At 70.0% G+C, this 22,314-nt stretch carries 19 protein-coding genes; 14 read left to right on the forward strand and 5 right to left on the reverse strand.

Annotated elements, in window-relative coordinates:
• Positions 1-64: 64 nt before the first annotated feature.
• From pyrH to QBE02_RS01525, 7 genes are all read left to right on the forward strand, one after another.
• Complete coding sequence (gene pyrH / locus QBE02_RS01495; RefSeq protein ID WP_056230920.1) at positions 65-784, forward strand: UMP kinase; 720 nt, start codon at positions 65-67, stop codon at positions 782-784.
• Between the two features lie 75 nt (positions 785-859).
• Entirely contained in the window at positions 860-1,414 is a 555-nt protein-coding gene (gene frr, locus QBE02_RS01500; RefSeq protein ID WP_056230923.1) for a ribosome recycling factor, read from the forward strand.
• A 5-nt stretch (positions 1,415-1,419) separates the two neighbouring features.
• Complete coding sequence (locus QBE02_RS01505) at positions 1,420-2,472, forward strand: phosphatidate cytidylyltransferase (RefSeq protein WP_279366838.1); 1,053 nt, start codon at positions 1,420-1,422, stop codon at positions 2,470-2,472.
• The gene (locus QBE02_RS01510; protein WP_056230928.1) at positions 2,469-3,044 is read left to right on the forward strand and encodes a DivIVA domain-containing protein; all 576 of its coding nucleotides are present in this window, start codon (positions 2,469-2,471) and stop codon (positions 3,042-3,044) included. The genes QBE02_RS01505 and QBE02_RS01510 overlap by 4 nt, the downstream gene beginning before the upstream one ends.
• A gap of 49 nt (positions 3,045-3,093) precedes the next feature.
• Complete coding sequence (locus QBE02_RS01515) at positions 3,094-3,807, forward strand: transglycosylase SLT domain-containing protein (protein ID WP_074695091.1); 714 nt, start codon at positions 3,094-3,096, stop codon at positions 3,805-3,807.
• 9 nt (positions 3,808-3,816) lie between these two features.
• Positions 3,817-4,104, forward strand: a complete 288-nt coding sequence (locus QBE02_RS01520; RefSeq protein ID WP_056230930.1) for a hypothetical protein — start codon at positions 3,817-3,819, stop codon at positions 4,102-4,104.
• Positions 4,104-4,826 carry an alpha/beta hydrolase gene (locus tag QBE02_RS01525; RefSeq protein WP_279366840.1) on the forward strand — a complete coding sequence of 241 codons (723 nt, stop codon included), beginning with the start codon at positions 4,104-4,106 and terminating at the stop codon, positions 4,824-4,826. The genes QBE02_RS01520 and QBE02_RS01525 overlap by 1 nt, the downstream gene beginning before the upstream one ends.
• 49 nt (positions 4,827-4,875) lie before the next feature.
• On the opposite strand, the gene QBE02_RS01530 is transcribed toward QBE02_RS01525, so the two are convergent.
• Positions 4,876-5,952: an AI-2E family transporter gene (locus QBE02_RS01530; protein ID WP_056232310.1), complete on the reverse strand. Its 1,077-nt coding sequence runs from the start codon at positions 5,950-5,952 to the stop codon at positions 4,876-4,878.
• A gap of 170 nt (positions 5,953-6,122) precedes the next feature.
• Here QBE02_RS01530 and QBE02_RS01535 point away from each other — a divergent pair, with 170 nt between their 5' ends.
• Complete coding sequence (locus tag QBE02_RS01535) at positions 6,123-7,934, forward strand: glycosyl transferase (RefSeq protein WP_279366841.1); 1,812 nt, start codon at positions 6,123-6,125, stop codon at positions 7,932-7,934.
• A complete protein-coding gene (locus QBE02_RS01540; RefSeq protein ID WP_279366842.1) occupies positions 7,931-8,881 on the forward strand; it encodes a tetratricopeptide repeat protein in 951 nt (316 codons plus the stop codon). The genes QBE02_RS01535 and QBE02_RS01540 overlap by 4 nt, the downstream gene beginning before the upstream one ends.
• Before the next feature lie 118 nt (positions 8,882-8,999).
• Here the strand turns inward: QBE02_RS01540 and glgB are convergent, their stop codons facing one another.
• The 3 genes from glgB to glgX form a co-directional block, all read right to left on the reverse strand.
• Positions 9,000-11,138 carry a 1,4-alpha-glucan branching protein GlgB gene (glgB, locus tag QBE02_RS01545; RefSeq protein ID WP_279366843.1) on the reverse strand — a complete coding sequence of 713 codons (2,139 nt, stop codon included), beginning with the start codon at positions 11,136-11,138 and terminating at the stop codon, positions 9,000-9,002.
• A complete protein-coding gene (locus QBE02_RS01550; RefSeq protein ID WP_279367843.1) occupies positions 11,135-13,102 on the reverse strand; it encodes an alpha-1,4-glucan--maltose-1-phosphate maltosyltransferase in 1,968 nt (655 codons plus the stop codon). The genes glgB and QBE02_RS01550 overlap by 4 nt, the downstream gene beginning before the upstream one ends.
• Positions 13,103-13,287: 185 nt before the next feature.
• The gene (gene glgX, locus QBE02_RS01555; protein WP_279366844.1) at positions 13,288-15,366 is read right to left on the reverse strand and encodes a glycogen debranching protein GlgX; all 2,079 of its coding nucleotides are present in this window, start codon (positions 15,364-15,366) and stop codon (positions 13,288-13,290) included.
• 46 nt (positions 15,367-15,412) lie between these two features.
• Between glgX and QBE02_RS01560 the strand changes: the two genes are divergently transcribed.
• The 5 genes from QBE02_RS01560 to ligA all read left to right on the forward strand — a co-directional run bounded on the left by QBE02_RS01560 (position 15,413) and on the right by ligA (position 21,636).
• Positions 15,413-16,597, forward strand: a complete 1,185-nt coding sequence (locus QBE02_RS01560) for a cysteine desulfurase family protein (protein ID WP_279366845.1) — start codon at positions 15,413-15,415, stop codon at positions 16,595-16,597.
• Between the two features lie 9 nt (positions 16,598-16,606).
• Entirely contained in the window at positions 16,607-17,704 is a 1,098-nt protein-coding gene (mnmA, locus tag QBE02_RS01565; RefSeq protein WP_279366846.1) for a tRNA 2-thiouridine(34) synthase MnmA, read from the forward strand.
• A 79-nt stretch (positions 17,705-17,783) separates the two neighbouring features.
• Positions 17,784-18,242: a carboxymuconolactone decarboxylase family protein gene (locus tag QBE02_RS01570; protein ID WP_279366847.1), complete on the forward strand. Its 459-nt coding sequence runs from the start codon at positions 17,784-17,786 to the stop codon at positions 18,240-18,242.
• Positions 18,243-18,280: 38 nt separating this feature from the next.
• A complete protein-coding gene (locus QBE02_RS01575; RefSeq protein ID WP_279367844.1) occupies positions 18,281-19,138 on the forward strand; it encodes a sigma-70 family RNA polymerase sigma factor in 858 nt (285 codons plus the stop codon).
• Between the two features lie 50 nt (positions 19,139-19,188).
• Positions 19,189-21,636: an NAD-dependent DNA ligase LigA gene (gene ligA / locus QBE02_RS01580; protein ID WP_279366848.1), complete on the forward strand. Its 2,448-nt coding sequence runs from the start codon at positions 19,189-19,191 to the stop codon at positions 21,634-21,636.
• Between the two features lie 60 nt (positions 21,637-21,696).
• Here ligA and QBE02_RS01585 read toward each other — a convergent pair whose 3' ends face one another.
• Positions 21,697-22,197, reverse strand: a complete 501-nt coding sequence (locus QBE02_RS01585) for a hypothetical protein (RefSeq protein ID WP_056230950.1) — start codon at positions 22,195-22,197, stop codon at positions 21,697-21,699.
• Between the last annotated feature and the right edge of the window lie 117 nt (positions 22,198-22,314).

The following is a 22,314-nucleotide window of genomic DNA, read 5'->3' on the forward strand; positions in this document are numbered from 1 at the left end:
CGGTTCCTGCGTATCGGTCGCGGGTGCGGGGGGATAGTTTGTTCAAGACGAGAGGACATCACACGTGATCGATGAAGCCACCAAGCGCCGCCGAGTTCTGCTGAAGCTGTCGGGGGAGGCGTTCGGCGGCGGCCAACTGGGCGTGAATCCCGACGTCGTGGGCCAGATCGCCCGTGAGATCGCCGAGGCCGTCGACCGCGTCGACATCGCCATCGTCGTCGGCGGGGGCAACTTCTTCCGCGGCGCCGAGCTCAGCCAGCGCGGCATGGACCGCGGGCGGGCCGACTACATGGGAATGCTCGGCACCGTGATGAACTCCCTCGCGCTGCAGGACTTCCTTGAGCAGGCGGGGGCCGCCACGCGCGTGCAGTCCGCCATCTCGATGACCCAAGTCGCGGAGCCCTACATCCCGCGTCGTGCTGTCCGTCACCTCGAAAAGGGTCGCGTCGTGATCTTCGGCGCCGGCGCCGGACTGCCGTACTTCTCCACCGACACCGTCGCCGCCCAGCGCGCGCTCGAGATCGGAGCGACCGAGGTCCTCGTCGCGAAGAACGGCGTCGACGGGGTCTACACGGCCGACCCGAACGTGGATCCGACGGCCACGAAGCTCGACCACGTCACCTACAACGACGCCCTGCAGAAGGGTCTGAAGGTCGTGGACTCCACGGCGTTCAGCCTCTGCATGGACAACGGAATGGATATGCGCGTGTTCGGCATGGAGCCGGCCGGAAACGTCACCCGGGCCCTTCTCGGCGAGACGATGGGCACCCTCGTCACCGCATGACGCGCCGCGCGGGCCCGGGGAGCCGGGCCCGCGCGCGACTAGACTGAACAGCCAGTCCCAACGAATGGAGTCACCATGATTTCCGATGTCCTCGCCGATGCCGGAGCGCGTATGGATCGCGCCGTGGAGGCCGCCAAGGAAGACTTCGCGACGGTCCGTACCGGACGCGCGAACCCCCAGATGTTCCAGAAGGTGCTGGTCGACTACTACGGCTCGCCCACCCCGCTGGCTCAGCTCGCCTCGCTGAACAACCCCGAGGCGCGCACTCTCGTCATCAACCCGTACGACAAGTCGGCGTTGAAGGCGATCGAGCAGGCGATCCGCGACATGCCGAACCTCGGGGTGAACCCGACGAACGACGGCAACATCGTCCGCGTCACCATGCCCGAGCTCACGCAGGACCGCCGCAAGGAGTACGTCAAGATCGTGCGCGGCAAGGGCGAGGACGCCAAGGTGCAGGTCCGCAACCTGCGCCGCAAGGCCAAGGACGACCTCGACGCGCTCAAGAGCGACGTCGGCGAGGACGAGCTGGTCCGCGCCGAGAAGGAGCTCGACACCGTCACGCGCACGCACGTCGACCTCATCGACGAGGCTCTCAAGCGCAAAGAGGCTGAGCTCCTCGAGGTCTGACCCCCATGCCCGACGCTCCCGAGATCGGCGACAGCGAGCCGGTCGATCCGTCCGTCTCGCCGCGCCGGGCCGATTCAGCGCGCCGTTCGCCGACCACGGGCGAGGGGGTGACCGCAATCGAGTCGCAGCTGCGCGCGATGCGGTCGGACGCCGATCAGCGGATCGCGCACGCCCGCGCCGAGTTCGACCAGGCCAACGAGCGGATCAAGCAGCGCACGGGGCGCGACCTCATCGTGGCGACCCTGATCGGTGTCGGCATCGGCGTGATCGTCATCGCCTCGCTGATCTTCGTCAAGTGGCTGTTCGTCCTGTTCGCGGCCGCCGCGATGGTGCTGGGCGTCCTCGAGTTCTCGCGCGCCCTCCAGGTGGCGGGGCGTCGCGTCGATGTGGTCCCGCAGCTCGTCATGGGGTTCCTGCTCCTGCTGAGCGGGTTCTTCCTGGGCCCGTGGGTGCACTGGATCGCCACCCTCGTCGCCGTCGTCGTCGTGATCGTCTGGCGCCTGACGGCCCAGATGTTCGCCGCCGACGGTCGCGCTCACATCGAGGTGATCGGCGACGTCCTCGTCGCGAGCTTCGTGCAGCTGTACGTGCCCTTCCTGACGAGTGTCGCGATGATCCTCCTCGCGCAGCCCCGCGGGGAGTGGTGGGTGCTCGCATTCCTCATCCTGGCGGTGGCGGCCGACACCGGCGCGTACGTCTCGGGCTTGACGTTCGGCCGGGGTGGTCGGCATCCGATGGCCCCCCGCATCAGCCCCAAGAAGACCTGGGAGGGCTTCGCGGGAGCGTGCGTCGCGGCGCTCGTGGCGGGCGCGCTCCTGGCCGCCTTCATGCTGCAGGTGCCGTGGTGGGCCGGTCTCATCTTCGGGGCCGTGGTCCTCGCGACGGCGACCGTGGGCGACCTCGGGGAGTCGATGCTCAAGCGGGACCTGGGCATCAAGGACATGAGCTCGTGGCTTCCGGGTCACGGGGGAGTGCTCGACCGCCTCGACTCGATCCTGCCGTCGGCGACCGCCGCCCTGGTGATGTTCTATCTGCTGTCCCCCCTGGGAGTGTCATGACCGAGACGCCGATCCACGACACCGTGGCCGCGACGCCGTTCCCCACGACCTCGGGTCGCACCAAGGGGTACGAGAAGCGCGCGGTCGACGTCTTCCTGGCCCGCGCGCGCGAAGCGTTCGAAGCCGACGAGGTCGGGGCCCTGCGCTCCTCCGAGGTTCGCGCCGCTGCCTTCCCGCTCGTCAAGGGCGGATACAAGGTGGAGGCCGTGGACGCCGCTCTCGGCCGTGTTGAGGACGCCTTCGCCGCGCGGGAGCGCGAGCACGCCCTCTCGCGTCTCGGCGCTCGCGCGTGGGTCGCCGAGACCCGGGACACGGCGCAGGTCGTGCTCGACCGTCTTCGTCGTCCGCGGGGTTCGCGCTTCGATCGCGTCGGCCTCTTGCGCTACGGCTACCGGGTCGACGAGGTGGACGTCGTCGCCGATCGCGTCGCCCGCTACCTCGCGGCGGGTGATCCGGTGACACCCGATCAGGTGCGCTCGGTCGCGTTCCGCATGCAGCGCGGGGGATACCGCGAAACCCAGGTCGACGCCGTCCTCGACGCCGTCGTCGAAGTGATGCTCGCGGTCGGATGACCCCGACGCGTGGCATCCGGCCTCGGGCGTCGGTAGAATCGAGCGCACTGTGACTTCTGGTTCGGAACTTTCGCGCGCATCCACGTCCCGTGTCGCCCGCCGGGGCGCCTCGGTCGACGTGGTCCCGCCGTCTCTCCCGCACCGTTCCAGCCCCCGCTGGTCGCGTCGTCGCGGTGTGGTCGGCGTCTTCGGGGCTGCGGCCGCGGTCTTGTTCGTCGGTGCCTACGTCGGCCCGATGGGCGCCTCTCTGCTGCCGGCCCAGGCCGAGGAGCCGCACACGGTCACCCTGTACGCCGAGGGTCTCGGCGACACGCAGGCCGTGTCGACCTCGGGCGAGAAGCAGGCGCCGCAACTCGACCGGGCCAGCTACAACGTCTACGTCAAGCCGAAGCCGACGCCCACCCCGACGCCGACGCCGTCCCGCGAGAAGGACTCCGGCTCCGGTTCGTCCTCGGGCAACGCCGGTCCCATGCTCTACACCGGCGGTGGCGCTCCCGCCGAGTGGATGGCCGCGGCCGGCATCTCCGAATCCGACATGGGCTTCGTGGACTACATCGTCAGTCGCGAGAGCGGCTGGAACCCGAACGCGACGAACCGCTCGTCCGGCGCCTGCGGCCTCGTGCAGGCCCTTCCGTGCAGCAAGGTCCCCGGCAACGGCTACGACCCGGTCGACAATCTGCGCTGGGGAACCGGCTACGCCACCGGGCGTTACGGCGGATGGGCCGGCGCCTACGCGTTCTGGTCCGCCAACCACTGGTGGTGAGCGGCATCCATGCCCCGCTCCCGTAAACGCCGCCCGGACTCCTCTCGCGGCGACGAGTCGCTCGACCGTCTGATCGCGGGGTGGAAGCGCACCGAGGTCAAGCGGGGCGGGGAGTGGACGGTGCAGCCCATCTCGGGCCCGCAGGCGGTCAAGGACTACCTGTGCCCCGGGTGCGGTCGGACCGTCGAGGCCGGAACCGCTCACGTGGTGGTCTGGCGCGCCGACGGCGTCCTCGGGGACGCGGCCGATCTCGCCGCCCGTCGTCATTGGCACACGCACTGTTGGAGGATCGCCTGATGGAGATTCGCGGACCCGTTCTTCTGCCCGCCCGTCGCGAGGACGTCGAGCTGCGCACGGTCGACGAGCTGACCCTGGTGGGCGAGCTGGCGCTCCCGGCCGATCGCGACCCGGTCGCCACCCTGGTCACGCTTCACCCCCTGCCCACGGCGGGCGGTTTCATGGACTCGCACATCCTGCGTAAGGCGGCGGGCCGGTTGCCGGCGTTGGCCGACCTCGCGGTGCTGCGTTTCAACACGCGGGGAACGACGTCTCCGCGCGGGACGAGCGACGGGGCCTTTGACGGGGGTGCGAACGAGTGCTTCGACGTCGCGGCCGCCGTCGATTTCGTCCGTGAGCGCGGTCTTCCGCGGCCGTGGCTCGTCGGCTGGTCGTTCGGCACCGAGCTGGCGCTCAAGTATGGTCGCGATCACGATATCGAGGGCGTCATCCTGCTCTCGCCCCCGCTGCACCGCGCGACGGCCGACGAGGTCGCCGCCTGGGCGGGCGACGAGCGCCGCATGGTCGTGCTCGTCCCCGAGTTCGACGACTACCTGCGTCCCGACGAGGCCCGCGAGCGATTCTCGTCGGTACCGGATGCCACGCTCATCGCGGTCGAGGGCGGCAAGCACCTGTGGGTCGGCGAGACGCAGACCCGTCGCGTGCTCACCGAGATCGTCGCGGCGGTCAACCCGGACGCCCTGCCACTTCCGGTGGAGTGGGACGGCGAGATCGCGGGCTGAACCCGCGCGCCGGTGCTCCGGCGTCGAGCCCGGGTGTTCGCGGACGGGCTCAGCGTTCGTTCTGCCGCGGGATGATGACCTCGCGGTAGATGATGAGGATGCTCGCGGCGACCGGGATCGCGATGAGCGCGCCGAGCAGGTTCAACAGGGCGCCGCCGGCCAACGCCGAGATCACGACGACGGATCCCGGCACCGAGACCGCGCGGTTCATGATGCGCGGCGAGATCACGTACGCCTCGATCTGCATGTACACGAGGTAGTAGATCGCGGCGGCGAGGATCGCCCACGTGGGGGTGCCGAGGCCCGGGATGAGGCACGTCAGCACGATGATCGTCGACCCCGTGAGGGTGCCCACCAGGGGGATGAGCGAGAAGAAGAAGGCGATGACCGCCAGCACGGCCGGGAAGGGCGCGTTGATGATCGACAGGAAGATGGCGCTCAGGACACCGTTGATGACTCCGAGGCTGACCTGCCCCATGACGTAGTAGCCGACGGAGTCGGTGATCTTCTCGGCCAGCTCGATGAATCGGGCGCGCTTCGAGGCCGGGACCAGCTGGTAGACGGCCGACTTCAGCGAGGGAGTGGATGCCGTGAAGTAGATCGTGAGGATCAGCACGATGAACGCGCCGCCCAGGCCGGCCGCGACGGCGCCGCCGATGGTGAGGAGGCTGTTGCCGATCATCGTGGAGATGCTGCCGACGTCGAGCGTGGAGAACCAGTGCTGGATCCCCGCCCAGACCTCGTCGATCTTCAGCCAGGGGAGGGTCTGCGACACCCAGGCCTGCACGTCGGTGACGATCTCGTTCCACCGACCGGGCTGCAGCAGCTGCTCGATCTGGGACACCAGCTGGGCGATCTGGCTCACGATGATCGGGACGACCATGAAGATGATCCCGGCGAAGACGCCGAGCACCGCCAGGATCGTCACCAGCACCGCCGCCCAGCGGGGGAGACCTCGACGCTCGAGGAACGACACGACGGGGTCGAGGCCGAGAGACAGGAACAACGCCGTGCCCACGTACAGCAGGATCGTCGACAGGTTCTGGACGCTGCCGATGAGCAGCAGGCCGACTCCGACGCCGAGCGTGGCGAGCAGAGCCACCCGAAAGGGATTGTGAATCTTCATGCCGAACGACTCCCGCATCAGCCGGGCTGACGTGCCCGTGTCGTCAGGATACTGAGCGGATGGCCCGACCGAGCGCGCGACGGGCCTCGCCGAGAACTTTCAGGCGCCCTCGGATAGTCTGAAATGTCGATTCGGTGGCGCCCGAGCCACCGGTGGGGATGGTGTGAAGCGTGAGATTCGTCTGGGCCGTGGTGGCATTCGTCATCGCTGCCGCCATGATCGGTGCCGGTATTGCCCAAAGGACCGTGTTCCACGGCCCTTCGGAGACCTCGGCCAACGTGCAGACCGACGGCTCGACGGCGTTCACGCTGATCGACGGCGCGGTGCTGACGAGCGTCCCCGGGGCGCAGACCCTGCGCGTCCAAGGCGATGGGGCGGTGTTCGTCTCGTACGGACGCACCGCCGACGTCACCGCGTGGCTCGCCGACGTCCCCTACACCGCGGTGACGCTCGACGGCGCCGGCACCGTTCAGACCTCCCAGGTCGCGCCGACGGTCACCCCCGCCTCGGGCGCCGCGACCACCGGACGATCGCCCGTGGACTCCGACCTCTGGCTCGACGAGTTCGAACAGACCGGATCGCTGTCGACCACTCTGCAGCTCCCGTCCGACATGAGCGTGCTCGTCGCTTCCGACGGAACGGCCCCCGCCCCCTCGACCGTCAGCCTCACCTGGCCGATCGACGACTCCACGCCGTGGGCCGGTCCGCTCATCGTCGGCGGCGGAATCGTCCTTCTGGCCGGTCTGGTGCTCTACCTGCTCGGCATCCGTCACGTCCGACGTCAGCGTCGTCCGCGCCGCAAGGGGCTGCCCCTTCCGGTCACCGAGCCGATTTCGACGGTCGACGCGGATGCCGAGAGCAAGGGCGTCGTGAGCCAGAGCCCCGGTCGCCGCGGAGGGTCGCGAGTCCGTGGTGCCCTGCGCGGTCGCCGCGCTCTGGTCGCCGTCCCCGCGCTGGGCGTGTCGATCACTCTGCTGGCGGGATGCTCGGCTGACGCGTGGCCGCAGCTCGCGGCGACCGAGTCGCCGAGTCCTACTCCGACGGTGATCGTCCCGGATGGGCAGTTCCCGCCGGCGGTCACCGAGGCGCAGGCGCAGCGCATCGTGGCGAAGGTCTCGTCGACCGTCGCGCAGGCCGATGCCTCGCTCGACGCGAACGTCGTCGCCGAACGGCTGTCGGGCCCGGCTCTCGCGGAGCGGCAGACCAATTACAAGCTGCGCGCCGCGATCCCCGACCGACCCGCCCTGCCCGCGATCCCGGCGGAGCCCGTGCAGATCGTGCTGCCGCAGACCACGGGAACGTGGCCGCGCACCCTCATGACGGTGGTGGAGTCGGCGGATGCCGCAACCCCCACGACCACGATCATGATGATGACGCAGCAGACGCCGTGGGAGGAGTACAAGGCCTCGTACGTCGGCAACCTCGAGGCCTCGACGAACCTTCCCGAGCTCGCGGCGCCCTACGTCGGTGCCACGCAGGTTCCGCCGGACTCGTCCTTCCTCGTCATGGCGCCCGAGAAGGTGGCCGCCGCCTACGCGGATGTCATCAACAACGGCCAGAACAGCGCCTCGTTCGCGAGGTTCGACACGGCGAACGACCTGTTGCTTTCGGCGATCCAGGACAACAAGACCAAGCGCACCGACGAACTCAACCAGACCGGTGCGGGAACGGCGGAGATCAGCTTCTCGGCCTCCGCGGGAGCCGCGACCCCCATCGCGCTGGCGACGCTCGACACCGGTGCGATCGTCGCGGTCAACGTGTACGAGAGCGACACCGCGAAGCCCACCAACAAGGACGCCGTGATCAAGCTGGACAACAACCCGGCGGTCAAGGCCCTGACCGGTGTCGACCAGTCGGCGACAGGCTTCACCACGACATACTCCGACCAGGTGTTCTTCTACGTGCCCAGCCAGGGCTCCGACGATCAGATCCGCCTGCTCGGCTACCGATCCAGCCTCCTCGAAGCGAAGGTGTCCCCGTGAGCACTCCCGCCCCCGGTTCCGTGATGCGCGGTGCCGTCGACCTCTCGTCGTTGCGCAACCGTCCCCAGCCGCCGGCGGCACCCGCCTCCGGCGCCCCCGCGACGCCCCCGCGCCCCGCCGGCGCGCTGCCCCTGGTCTTCGACGTGACCGATGAGACGTTCGGTGAGGTCCTCGAGCTCTCGCGCACCGTCCCGGTCGTCATCGATCTGTGGGCCGAGTGGTGCGGGCCGTGCAAGCAGCTGAGCCCCGTGCTCGAGAAGGTGGTCGCCGAGCTCGCCGGCCGCCTGGTGCTCGCCAAGGTCGACGTCGACGCGAACCCGCAGCTCGCGCAGGGCTTCCGCGCCCAGTCGATCCCCATGGTGCTCGCGCTCGTGGCGGGTCAGCCGGTGCCCCTGTTCACCGGGGCCGTCCCCGAGCAGCAGGTGCGCGACGTGTTCGCCCAGCTTCTGCAGCTCGCCGCTCAGCACGGCGTAACCGGTACCGTCCCGGTCGAGGGCGCCCCCTCCGCCGATGCCCCCGCTGCGGAGCCCGAGCTGCCCCCACTGCACGCGGAGGCGTTCGCCGCGATCGAAGAGGGCGACTACGCCCGCGCCATCACCGCCTACGAGCAGGCCCTCGCCGAGAACCCGCGCGACGCCGACGCGCGCGCCGGTCTCGGACAGGTGCGTCTGCTGGACCGCGTCCAGGACGCCGACCTCCAGGCGGCCCGTGCCGCGGCGGCCGCCGACCCGACCGGGCTCGAGGCACAGTTCCTCGTCGCGGATCTCGACGTCGTGGGCGGGCATGTCGACGACGCCTTCGGCCGTCTGCTCGACCTCTTCGCCGCGCTTCCCGCGGATGAGCGCGCGCCGGCGCGCGAGCGTCTGCTCGAGCTCTTCGGCCTCGTCGGCGACGAGGACGCGCGAGTGATCCGCGCCCGCTCGCGACTGGCCTCGTTGCTCTTCTGAGCCCGGACGTCGCACGGCCCCGTCCCCCCTAAGGGGGACGGGGCCGTCGTCGTTCGCGCGTGTGTCCGACCCCCGCTCCGGCACGGATCACCCCGCGCAGGGGCCGAGACGCCCGGGGTCAGCTCCCCGAACGGTGGTGGAGCCACAGCACCCCGAGAGGGGGGAGGGTCAGTGTCGCGCTTCCGCGACCATCCGTCTGTACCGCACCGAAGTTGCCCTGCCCCGAGCCGCCGAAGGCCTCGGCGTCGCTGTTGAGGATCTCGGTCCACGTGCCCGATTCGGGCAGGTCGAGGGGGAAATCGGTCAGCGGAACGCCCGAGAAGTTGCACACCACGGCGATCGTGTTGCCGTGGTGATCGCGACGGGCGAAGGCGAGGACGTTCGGGTTCCAGGCCGGGGCGCCGAGGCGCGAGAACGCCGCGCCGTCGTGATCACGCGACCACAGGGCCGCCTGCTCCTTGTAGACGCGGTTCAGCTCGGCGACGAAGGAGCGCAGTTGCGCGTGCGAGGGCTGGTCGAGCATCCACCAGTCGATGCTGCGCGACTCCGACCACTCGGACATCTGCCCGAACTCCTGGCCCATGAACAGCAGTTGCTTGCCGGGGTGCCCCCACATGTACGCCAGGAACGCGCGCATGTTGGCGAGCTTCTGCCAGTGGTCGCCCGGCATGCGACCGAACAGGCTGCCCTTGCCGTGCACGACCTCGTCGTGGCTGATCGGCAGGACGAAGTTCTCGCTGAACGAGTACACGAACGAGAACGACAGCTCACCCTCGTGGTGCGAGCGGTACATGGGATCGCGCCCGATGTACTGCAGCGAGTCGTTCATCCAGCCCATGTTCCACTTGAAGCCGAAACCGAGGCCCGCGTGCGAGGTGGGCGCCGTGACGCCGGGGAAGCTCGTCGACTCCTCGGCGATCAGGGCGATACCGGGGTAGCGCTTGTAGGAGGTCGCGTTCACCTCCTGTAGGAACCGGATCGCCTCGAGGTTCTCGCGGCCGCCGAACTGGTTCGGCGCCCACTCGCCCTCGTTGCGCGAGTAATCGAGGTAGAGCATGGAGGCCACGGCATCCACTCGCAGACCGTCGACGTGGAACTCCTCGAACCAGTACAGCGCGTTCGCGACGAGGAAGTTGCGCACCTCGTTGCGGCCGTAGTCGAAGATGAGCGTGCCCCAGTCCTTGTGCTCGCCGCGACGGGGGTCCGGGTGCTCGTACAGGGCCTCGCCGTCGAAGCGGGCGAGCGCGAAGTCGTCTTTGGGGAAATGGCCGGGGACCCAGTCCATGATCACGCCGATGCCCGCCTGGTGCAGACGGTCGATGAGGTAGCGCAGGTCGTCGGGCGAGCCGAAGCGGCTCGTCGGGGCGTAGTACCCCGACACCTGGTACCCCCACGAGCCGCCGAAGGGGTGCTCGGCCAGGGGAAGGAACTCGACGTGGGTGAAGCCCTGCGCACCGACGTAGTCGATGATCTCGTCGGCCGCGTCGCGGTACGACAGCCCCTGCTTCCAGGAGCCGAGGTGGAGTTCGTAGATCGACATCGGGCGGTCGATCGGCGCGGTGCGCGAGCGTTCGTCGATCCACTCATCGTCCGCCCACGCGTAGGTCGAATCGGTGACCACGGATGCCGTGGCGGGAGGGACCTCGGCGAGTCGCGCCATGGGATCCGCCTTCTCGATCCACTGGCCGCCGCGGGTGAGGATCTCGAACTTGTACCGCGTGCCGACGCCGATCTCGGGGACGAACAGTTCCCAGACGCCGCTGCCGCCCATCGACCGCATCGCGTGGCCGGCGCCGTCCCACCCGTTGAAGTCCCCGATGACGCGCAGGGCGCGCGCATCGGGAGCCCAGACGGTGAAGGCGGTACCCGTCGACCCGTCGAGTTCGCGCACGTGTGCACCGAGGATGCGCCAGAGCTCTTCGTGACGCCCCTCGGCAATCAGGTGCAGGTCGAGCTCGCCGACGGACGGCGCGTGGCGGTACCCGTCGTCGGAGACGTGCTCCGAACCGTCGTACGACGCGCGCACCGTGTAGGCGCCCGGGTAGGCCGCGACGGGCGCTTCCCAGATCCCCCCGCGGACGTGCTCGAGGGCGACCGAGGTGCCGTCGGCCAGTTCGGCGACCACCTCGCGGGCGAGGGGCCGGCGCGAACGGATGACCCATCCCTCGCCGGTCTCGTGCACGCCGAGCACGCTGTGCGGGTCGTGGTGGGCGCCGTGGGCCACGGCATCCAGGATCTCGGAGGGAAGGGAGGTCATCGGTTCTCCTTGACGTGCAGGATGTGTACCGGCTCGACGAAGGCGTCGAGGCGCACGAAGTTGTGGTCGGCCCAGGTCCAGACCTGTCCGGTGACGAGATCCTCGACCTCGTACGTGGCGCCGGGTTCGATGCCGAAGACCGTGGTGTCGAGGTGGACGGTCGTTTCACGGGCCGAGTGCGGGTCGACATTCGCGACCACGATGATCGTGTCGCTGCGACCATCGGGCGAGAGGGCGGCGTCGAGGTGCTTGGAGTACACGAGGATGCTGTCGTCGTCGCTCCAGTGCACGCTGAGGTTGCGCAACTGCCCGAGCGCCGGATGCGCGCGCCGCGCGCCGTTCAGCATGCGCAGGTACGGCGCGAGCGAGTCGCCCGCGGCTTCGGCGGCGGCCCAGTCGCGGAACTTGTACTCGTACTTCTCGTTGTCGATGTTCTCTTCGGACCCCGGACGCGCGACGTTCTCGTACAGCTCGTATCCCGCGTAGACGCCGTAGGTGGGAGCTGCGGTCGCCGCGATGGCGGCGCGGATCTTGTACGCCGGTCGCCCGCCGAACTGGAGGTACTCGGTGAGGATGTCAGGGGTGTTGACGAAGAGGTTGGGGCGGAGGAAGTCGTCGGTCTCGTGGGCGAGACCGGTGAGGAATTCCTCGAGCTCGTCTTTCGTGTTGCGCCACGTGAAGTAGGTGTAGCTCTGCTGGAACCCCGCCATGGCAAGGCCCTGCAGCGGCGCGGGGCGCGTGAAGGCCTCGGCCAGGAACACCGCGTCGGGCTCCTCGGCGCTGACGGTCGCGATGAGCCACTCCCAGAACTGCAGGGGCTTGGTGTGCGGGTTGTCGACGCGGAAGATCGTGACCCCCTGCGCGATCCAGTGGCGGACGATGCGCAGCACCTCGGCGCGGATGCCCTCGGGGTCGTTGTCGAAGTTGACCGGGTAGATGTCCTGGTACTTCTTCGGGGGGTTCTCGGCGAAGGCGATCGAGCCGTCGGGGAGGGTGGTGAACCACTCCGGGTGCTCGGCGACCCACGGGTGGTCGGGCGAGGCCTGCAGCGCGAGGTCGAGTGCCACCTCGATGTCGTTCTCTCTCGCGGTGCGCACGAAGGCGCGGAAGTCCTCGAGAGTGCCGAGGTCGGGGTGGACGGTGTCGTGCCCGCCCGCCGCGCCGCCGATGGCCCACGGCGAGCCCGGGTCTCCGGGCTCGGTGACGAGGGTGTTGTTCGGCCCCTTGCGATTGGTCTGGCCGATGGGGTGGATCGGCGGCAGATACAGCACGTCGAAGCCCATTCCGGCGACGGCCGGGAGCCGCTCTGCGGCGGTGCGGAACGTGCCGCTGACGATCGAGCCGTCCTCCGCTCGTCGTGCCCCTTCGGACCGGGGGAAGAACTCGTACCAGGCGCCGGCGCCGGCGCGCTCTCGTTCGACGAGCAGCTCGGCATCCCGCCCGACCGAGACCAGGCCCATCATGGGGCGGGCCTCGAACAGCGCCGCGATCTCGGGGTCGCGGACGATCTGGAGCGCGGTGTCGTCGTGCACGTCGGGATCGCGCAGGGCGCGGGCGGCGTCGTACAGGCGGTCCTTGTCGGTCCCGGGCCGCTTCTTCTCGCCACGCGCGCGATCGAAGAGCTGCGCGCCCATCTCTCGCATGAGGGCGACGTCGACGCCCGCCGCGATCTTGACCTCGGCGGCGTGCTCCCAGGTCGCGAAGTCGTCGGCGAAGGATTCGAAACGGAACCGCCAGACGCCCTGCTCGAGCGGAGCGACGAGCGTCGACCAGCGATCGAAGCCGTCGTTGAGAGGACTCAGGCGGTGCAGCGATTCGTCGCCGGACGGCGAGAACAGGCGCACCTGCACGCCGATGCGGTCGTGGCCCTCGCGGAACGCCGTCACCGTGAACGGCACGGCCTCACCGACGTACGCGGAGGGGCGAAACCTGCCGCCGGGCACGCTCGGGCGCGGGAGCGCCATCGGGATGCGCGGGGTGACCACGCTGCGCGAGGTGGGCGTCGGCTTGACCGGACGCACGGGAATCGAGGCGGCGCTGCGCCAGGGCAGCTCGGGCGAGGGAGTCGTCGTGGTGGCCACGGTCCGAACCTATCGCGGGCCACCGACGTTGCCGTACGGTTTCGCCCGGCCTTGACAGCGGGGCCGGATCAGTCGACGCGGAACAGTCGCATCGAGGCGCCGGCGAGGGGGACGACGTCTCCGGGCGCGAAGCGCTCCTCGTCATCGGACGGCGTCTCGTCGGCGCTCGACCAGAGCGAGACGTAGACCGCGTCCTCGAGATCGGGCAGGACGATATCGGTGGCGTCCTCGGTGCCGTGGATCACGAGGAGGACGCGGTTCGGGTCCTCTTCTTCGGGCGTCGAGGTCGCGAGGTACTGCAGGGTCCGGTGCGCCGGGTCGTTCCAGCGCTCGCTCGACATCGTCTCGCCGTTCTCGTCGAACCACTCCATGACCGAGGCCGAGGGGATCACCTCGCCGAGCCGGGCGAAGCGCTGGGGCCGCAGCGCGGGATTGTCGCGGCGCAGCCGCAGGAGGCGCTGCGTATGCGCGAACAGGTGCTCCTGCCACGGGGCGAGGTCCCACGACAGCCAGGTGAGCGCGGAATCGTGGCAGTAGGCGTTGTTGTTGCCGCGCTGCGTGCGTCCCATCTCGTCGCCGGCGGTGATCATCGGCACTCCCGCCGACAGCAGCAGCGTGCCCATGAGATTGCGCATGGCCTTGCGGCGGGTGGCGAGCACGCGCTCGTCGGTGGTGCGGCCTTCGGCGCCGTGGTTGAACGAGCGGTTGGTGTCGGCGCCGTCGCGATTTTGCTCGCCGTTGCCGAGGTTGTGCTTGACGTCGTACGAGACGAGGTCGCGCAGGGTGAACCCGTCGTGCGCGGTGACGAAGTTGACGCTCGCGAGGGGCCCGCGGTCTTCGGAGAAGGTGTTCGAGGATCCCGCCAGACGCGTGGCGAAGCCGCCGATTCCGACCGGTGCGGTGGCCGCGCGCCGGGCGTAGTCGATGTCGCTCAGCCAGAAATTGCGCACCCGATCGCGATAGCGGTCGTTCCACTCCAGCCAGCCCTCGCCGAAGTTGCCGGTCTGCCAGCCGCCCATGCCGACGTCCCACGGTTCGGCGATGAGCTTGGTGCCCGACAGCGCGGCATCCTCTCGGATGGCCGTCAGAAGCGGGTGATCGGGCGTGAAGGAGTGGTTGTCGTCGCGGCCGAGGGTGACGGCGAGATCGAAGCGGAAGCCGTCGATCTGCACCTCGTCGCTCCAGTACCGCAGCGAGTCGAGGATGAGTCGTGCCGCGGCATCCGTCGACGTGTTCACCGCGTTGCCGCAGCCGGTCTCGTCGATGTACGCGCCCTCGGCGGTCTGGCGGTAGTAGGCCTTGTTGTCGATGCCGCGCAGACTCGTGCGCGGACCCCCGATGCCCTCTTCGGCGGTGTGGTTGTAGACGACGTCGAGCAGCACCTCGAGGCCGGCCTCGTGCAGGAGCTTCACCATTCCCTTGAACTCGCGCAAAACGGCCTCTGGACCCTCGGCGCGGCTGGCGGCCGTGGCGTACGGCGCGTGCGGGGTGAAGAAGTTGAGCGAGTTGTAGCCCCAGTAGTTCGACAGGCCCAGCTGCAGCAGGCGCGGCTCGGTGGCGAAGGCGTGGACCGGAAGAAGCTCGACGCTGGTGACGCCGAGGCAGAGCAGGTGATCGATCATCGCCGGGTGCGCCAGTCCCGCATACGTGCCGTGCAGAGCGGGCGGAATGAAGGGATGCCGCTTGGTGAGCCCCTTGACATGTCCCTCGTAGATGACCGTGCGGTCCATCGGCACGCGGGGCTTGGTGGAGGTGCCCCAGTCGAAAGAGCCGTCGACGACCACGGAGCGCCAGTCGCCGTAGCTGCCCGAGACGAGCCCCCGCGAGTACGGCTCGATCAGGAGCGTCTGCGGGTTGAACGTGTGACCGGGACCGTGCGGCCCTCCGACGCGGATCGCGTATCGCGCGCCGGGTCGCAGCAGGGGAGTGGTGGCCTCGAACACGCCCCCGCCCACGGGGGTCATGGTGATGGTCTCGGTCGCCCAGTCGAGGTCGACGTCGTCGAAGACGAGCACCTGCATCGCGTCGGCGGAACCCGACCAGACGCGCAGGGTGCCCCCGTCGGGGCCGAGCCGCACGCCCAGGTCGTCGAGCGACGAGCGGAGCAGGGCGGGGCGGGCGGGCAGGACAGTCTCGGGTCGGACCATGCGTCTTAGGGTAGTGAAAGGCGCTGGAGATACCGGGAGGGCGAGGATGCGGGTGTACCTCGATCACGCGGCGACCACCCCGTTGCGTCCGGAGGCGCGAGAGGCGTGGCTCGCCGCCCACGACGTGCTCGGCAACCCCTCGTCGATCCACGGCGCCGGTCAGGACGCGCGTCGTCTGCTCGAGGACGCCCGCGAGGCCCTCGCGACCGTGCTCGGGTGCCAGCCGATCGAGGTCGTCTTCACATCCGGCGGCACCGAGGCGGCCAACCTCGCACTGAAGGGCCTGTGGTGGTCGCGCTCCGCCGACGTCGACGCGATCGTGCTCCCCGACGGCGAGCACCACGCCACGCTCGATGCGGTGGGGTGGCTGTCCTCGACGCAGGATGCGCACGTGCGCTCGGTACCCCTCGATCCGCTCGGCCGCATCGACGCGGAGGCGTTCTCTGCCGCTCTTCCGGGAACCGCCCTCGCGACGGCGCTCGTGGCGAGCAACGAGGTCGGAACGATCCAGGATGCCGCCGACCTCGCGCAGCGCGCGCTCGACGCCGGGGTGCCCCTGCACCTCGACGCCGTGTCGGCGCTCGGCCAGATCCCGTTGTCGTTCTCGGCCTGGCGGGGCTCGGGGGGCGCGCCCTCGGGCCTCGTGGCGATGTCGGTCTCGGCGCACAAGGTCGGCGGTCCCGTCGGCGTCGGCGCCGCGGTCGTCTCGCGACACGCCCGACTCACACCTCTCGTCCACGGCGGCGGCCAGCAGCGGAGCCTCCGCGCCGGGACGCAGGACGTCGCGGGCGCTTCCGCCTTCGCGGCGGCCCTCACGGCGGCCGAGATCGAGCGCAGCGGCGAGGCGGAGCGGCTCGCCGCGCTGCGCGATCGCCTGGTGGGCGGCATCCTCTCGTCCATCCCTTCCGCCCGGCTGCTCGGGCACCCGACCGAGCGGTTGCCCGGCAACGCGCACGTGCTGTTCCCGGATGCCGCGGGCGAGACGCTCCTGTTCCTGCTCGACATGGAGCAGATCGCCGTGTCGACGGGGTCGGCGTGCCAGGCCGGCGTGGCGGAGCCGTCGCACGTGGTGCTCGCTCTCGGGCTCGACGAGCGCGCGGCGCGATCGGTGCTGAGATTCACCCTCGGACACACCTCCACGGACGCCGACGTCGACGCCGTCCTCACCCGTCTCCCCGACGCCTACGCCCGGGCCGTGGCATCCGGCGCCCGTTCAGACCGACGTTCGTAGACTGGGACGATGCGAGTTCTTGCGGCGATGAGCGGTGGAGTCGACTCCGCGGTGGCTGCGGCCCGCGCGGTCGAGGCGGGTCACGACGTGGTCGGCGTGCACCTGGCGCTCTCGCGCGCCGGGGGAACCCTCCGGGCCGGCAGCCGCGGCTGCTGCACGATCGAAGACGCGATGGACGCCCGCCGTGCCGCCGACAAGCTCGGCATGCCGTTCTACGTCTGGGACTTCTCGGAGCGCTTCCGCGACGACGTGATCGACGACTTCGTCTCGGAGTACCGCGCCGGGCGCACGCCCAACCCCTGCATGCGCTGCAACGAGAAGATCAAGTTCGCGGCCCTTCTCGAGCGGGCCCTCGAACTCGGCTTCGACGCCGTCTGCACCGGCCACTACGCCACGCTCGTCGACACGCCCGAGGGGCGCGAGCTGCACCGCGCCTCCGACAACGCGAAGGACCAGTCGTACGTGCTGGGTGTGCTCACCGCCGAGCAGCTCGCGCACACCTACTTCCCGCTCGGGTCCACCCCGTCGAAGGCGCTCGTGCGCGCCGAGGCCGAGGAGCGCGGACTCTCGGTCGCGCAGAAGCCCGACAGCCACGACATCTGCTTCATCCCCGACGGCGACACGCGCGGCTGGCTCGCCGACAAGGTGGGCGCCGAGCGCGGCGAGATCCTCGACCGCACCGGAGCCGTGGTCGGCACGCACGAAGGCGCGCACGCCTTCACTGTCGGGCAGCGCCGCGGCCTGCAGCTGGGTGTTCCCGCGGCCGACGGCAAGCCCCGCTTCGTGCTCGAAGTGCGTCCCATCAACAACACGGTGGTCGTCGGGCCCAAAGAGGCGCTCGCGTGCTCCGAGATCGCGGGGGAGCGCTTCACCTGGGCCGGACGCGCACCCGCGGGCGAGCGCTTCGACTGCGACGTGCAGATTCGCGCGCACGCGGACCCTGTGCCCGCCGTCGCCGAGTTCGTCGACGGCGTGCTGACGGTGCGTCCCGAGACGCCTTTCGACGGGGTCGCCCCCGGGCAGACCGCTGTGCTCTACGACGGCACGCGTGTGCTCGGACAGTTCACGATCGACCGGACGGTGTCGGCGGTCCCGGTCGAGGCCTGAGGTCCGTCACACTTCGCCCTCGCCGTTCGACTCCTCTCAGAGACGCGATCTTCGCGTCCCCTACCTCGAGGAGTCTCCGATGACCCGTATCGACCTGTCCCGCACCAACCGCGGCGGTTACGCCGCCGTCCTTGCCCTCGAGGCGTACGCGCGCACCCACGTCGACAAGACCCTCTACGAGCTGCTCAAACTGCGGGCGTCGATCCTCAACGGGTGCGGGTTCTGCGTCGACATGCACGCCACCGCGGCGGCGGCGCACGGCGTCCCCGCACGGACGCTCCACGCCGTGGCGGCCTGGCAGCACGCCGGTGAGCTCCTCGACGACCGGCAACGCGCGGTGCTCGCCCTCACCGATGCCGTGACCCTCGTCGGACCGGAGAGTGTGACCGATGAGGTGTGGGAGCGCGCGGCCGCCTTCTTCTCGGAGAAGGAGCTCGGCTCCCTCGTGGTCGCCATCGCGACGATCAACGTGTGGAACCGCATCGCCCTGGCGACCGGGATGACCCCGCCGGTCGATGCCGCCCACCCCGTCGCATGAGCGTTGCCCGTCCTGCCGGTAGCCTCGGCGAGGTGACGATGGCCAGCCTCGCGTGGAGCACGGAGCGGGACCGACTCGTGGGGATCGCTTATCGGATGCTCGGAGACTTCGGCGCCGCGGAAGACGTCGTCTCGGACGTCGCCCTCGAAGCACTGCGGGCGGAGAGCGACGGCGATGAGGTGCGCTCGTGGGCGGCCTGGCTGACGACGGTCTGCGTCAGACGATCCATCGACCAGTTGCGTCGAGTGCAGGCCGCTCGCGAGGATTATCCGGGGCCGTGGTTGCCGGAGCCGGTCGCCACCGAGCGTCTGCCCGACGACGTGGTGGCGGGCCGCGAGATGCTGTCGCTGGCGGTCCTGCACCTCGCGGAGCAGCTGGAACCCGCGGCTCGTGCCGCGGTGGTGTTGCATCGGGCGTTCGCGATGACGTCCGTCGAGATCGCGGGAATCCTCGATCGCTCACCCGCGTCGGTGCGTCAGCTGATCTCGCGGGGAGAGAGGAGGCTCCAGCTGCGCGCCGAGCCGCCGTCGTCAGGCGCCGACCTCGGGGCTGTCCGCGCTCTCGTCGCCGCGATCGAGACCGGAGACGTCGCGGGCGTGGCGGGCATCCTCACCGATGACGCGATCCTCTGGGCGGACGGAGGCGGGCGGGTCAAGAGCGCGCTCAACCCCATCTTCGGCGCCGAGAGGATCGTCCGCTTCTTCGCCGGAATCCTCGAGAAGGCGGCCGCAGTCGGAGCCGTGATCTCGGCGCGGGAGGTGGACGTCAACGGCGAGATCGGGCTCTCGCTCACGGTGGGCGCCGTCACGGACGTCATCTCGCTGGAGATGAGGGGTGGGCTCGTCGCCGGCGTCCGACGGATATCGAACCCCGACAAGCTCTCGAGGGCGTCGTGAGCGGCGACCCGCCCGCGGCCGATGTCGGAACCCCTCCCTAAGCTGGATGCGTGACCGAGCACGATCAGCTTCCCGACCTCACCCTCGACGAGGCGCGCGCCGAGGCCGCGGACCTCACCCAGCGGATCGTCGGTGCGCGCGACGCGTACTACGGCCGAGACGCTGAGGTCGTCGACGACGCGACGTACGACGGATGGATGCATCGGCTTGAGGCCCTCGAGCGTCTGCACCCCGAACTCCAGGGGCAGGACAGCCCGACCCTGTCGGTGGGAGCCGCCGAGGCCACCGACCTCGCGACGATCGAGCACGCCGAGCGCATGCTCAGCCTCGACAACGTCTTCTCGCCCGAAGAGCTGCGCGATTGGGCCGTCAAGACCGAGGCCGCCGCGGGGCGCGCGGTGCACTGGCTCAGCGAACTCAAGATCGACGGACTCGCCATCAGCCTGCGCTACGAGAACGGCGTGCTCACCTCCGCCGCGACCCGCGGCGACGGTCGGGTCGGAGAAATCGTCACCGAGAACGCCCTGCGTCTCGCCGACATCCCGCGCGAGCTCGCGGGAGAGGGGCACCCGCCGATCGTGGAGGTGCGCGGAGAAGTCTTCATCCCCGTCGCGAGATTCGAGAACCTCAACCGACTCCAGGGCGAGTTCCGCGAGCGGGCGCTGGCCGAGGCTCGAGAGCGGGCCGCTGGCCGACGTGGGGGCCGCGCCTTCGACGAAGAGAAGGCCGAGATCGCGGCGGCTCGACGCTTCCCCGCGTTCGCGAATCCCCGCAACGCGGCCAGCGGCGGACTGCGTCAGCAGATCGAGAAGAAGACGGGCCTCGAACTCGAGGCCGGTCTCGCGCGCATCGACTCCCTCAAGCTCTACGTGCACGGCATCGGTGCGTGGCAGAACCCTCCCGTGGCCGCACAGAGCGAGATCTACGACCTGCTGGCGTCGTGGGGACTGCCCACCTCGCCGTACAGCCGCGTCGAGTCGACGATCGACGGCGTCGTGGCCTTCGTCGCGCACCACGGCGAGCATCGTCATGACGTGGAGCACGAGATCGACGGCGTCGTCGTCAAGGTCGACGAACTCGCCCTGCACGACGAGCTCGGTGCCACGAGTAGAGCGCCGCGATGGGCGATCGCGTACAAGTACCCTCCCGAGCAGGTGAACACGAAGCTGCTCGACATCGTGGTGTCCGTCGGCCGCACCGGACGAGCCACCCCCTTCGCGGTCATGGAACCCGCGAAGGTCGCCGGCAGCGTCGTGCGCCAGGCCACTTTGCACAACCAAGACGTCGTCAAGGTCAAGGGAGTGCTGATCGGCGACACGGTCGTGCTGCGCAAGGCCGGCGACGTCATCCCCGAGGTCCTCGGTCCGGTGGTCGAGCTGCGCGACGGCAGCGAACGCGCGTTCGTCATGCCGGCGGACTGCCCCGAGTGCGGGACGCCGCTGCGCCCCGCGAAAGAGGGCGACATCGACCTGCGGTGCCCGAACGCGCGCTCGTGTCCCGCCCAGGTGCGCGGTCGTGTGGAGCACATCGGGGCCCGCGGAGCGCTCGACGTCGAAGCCCTGGGAGAAGTCACCGCCGCCGCCCTCACTCAGCCCGAGGTGCCCGACCGGGCGCCGCTCGACACCGAGGCGGGGCTCTTCGACCTGACGGTCGACCAGCTCGTGCCGATCGAGGTCGTCGTGCGCGACTCCGAGACGGGGGAGCGCAAGGTCGATCCCGAGACCGGCGAGCTCGTGCGACGACTGCCGTTCCAGAAGCTGTCGCCGGCGTCGTACCCGCCGGGCACCGAGGACCTCGACCCGGCCGAGCGCCGCCGCCGCGGCATCCGCAAGGACTATCGGCAGGTCCTGCCGTCCGAGCAGGCGACCAAGCTCATCGCCGAGCTCGACAAGGCCAAGACCAAGGACCTCTGGCGGCTGCTCGTCTCGCTGAACATCCGGCACGTCGGTCCGGTCGCGGCCCGCGCCCTCGCCCAGTGGTTCGGCTCGCTCGAGGCCATTCGAGCGGCCTCGCGCGAAGAACTCGCGGCCGTCGAGGGTGTCGGCGGCATCATCGCCGACGCCGTCATCGATTGGTTCGACGTGGAGTGGCACCGCGAGATCGTCGACCGCTGGGCAGCCGCGGGGGTGCGCTTCTCGATCCCCGGCCATCCCGGACCCGGGGCGGCGGCCGCGGCGGGCGGGGTCCTCGCGGGTCTCACGGTGGTGGCGACCGGCTCGCTCGAGGGCTACACCCGCGAGGGGGCGCAAGAAGCCATCCTCTCGGCGGGCGGCAAGGCGGCATCGAGCGTGTCGAAGAAGACGGACTTCGTGGCGGCGGGCCCGGGGGCCGGATCCAAGCTCGCGAAGGCCGAGGAGCTCGGATTGAGAATCCTGGATGCCGCGCAGTTCCGCATCCTCGTCGAGCAGGGCCCCGCGGCCCTTGACGCGGCGACCGGCGACACCTCGGCCGAGGCCGAGGCCGAGGGCGCCGCGGAAGAGACCGCCGCCGGCGACTGATCGAACAACGGAAGGGCGGGGGCCGAAGCCCCCGCCCTTCGCGGTCGTTCTTGGTATGTGTCAGCCGGCGCAGACCGTGGCGGCCTCCGTGAAGCTCGCCTGCAGAGTGCTCACCTGGCCGCTCAGGCCGCTGGCCTTCGACGGGTCGGCGACGACGGTCTCGAGGAACGCGGCGTAGTCGTTGAGAGCGCCGCTGGCCTTCTTGGCCGCGGGCGCGACCTCCGCGTTGGTGATCGAGTCGAACTGCGTGCCGACGTCGGACGCGAGCTTCTTGAACGCCGCCAACGTCGCCTGCGGGTCGGAGCTGTCGACCGTGCTGCCCGCACCGCTGACCTCCTGGAACTGCGTCCGGACGATGTCGCAGGCGTCGGCCTTCGACTGATCCCCGGCGGGTGCGGCGGGCGACGCGGGCGCGGTGGTCTCCTGCGTCGTCGTGGTGCCGCTGTCGGTCATGCTGTCGTCGCTCGATTCGGCGGTGTTGCTGGCACCGCCGGAGCAGCCAGCGAGAAGGAGCAACGCGGAGGCTGCGACGAGAGCGAACGGAGTGCGCTTGATGATCATGTGATTCCCCCCAAAGGTCACACCCGGGCACGACGCGGCCCGGAATGCGCCCACGCTACCGAGCGCACGCGTGCACCGACCAATTCGGCCCCGGGTCTTGCGCGCCGAGGTCTGCGT

This window comes from Microbacterium testaceum (assembly GCF_029761935.1).
GTDB classification, from domain to species: domain Bacteria; phylum Actinomycetota; class Actinomycetes; order Actinomycetales; family Microbacteriaceae; genus Microbacterium; species Microbacterium testaceum_A.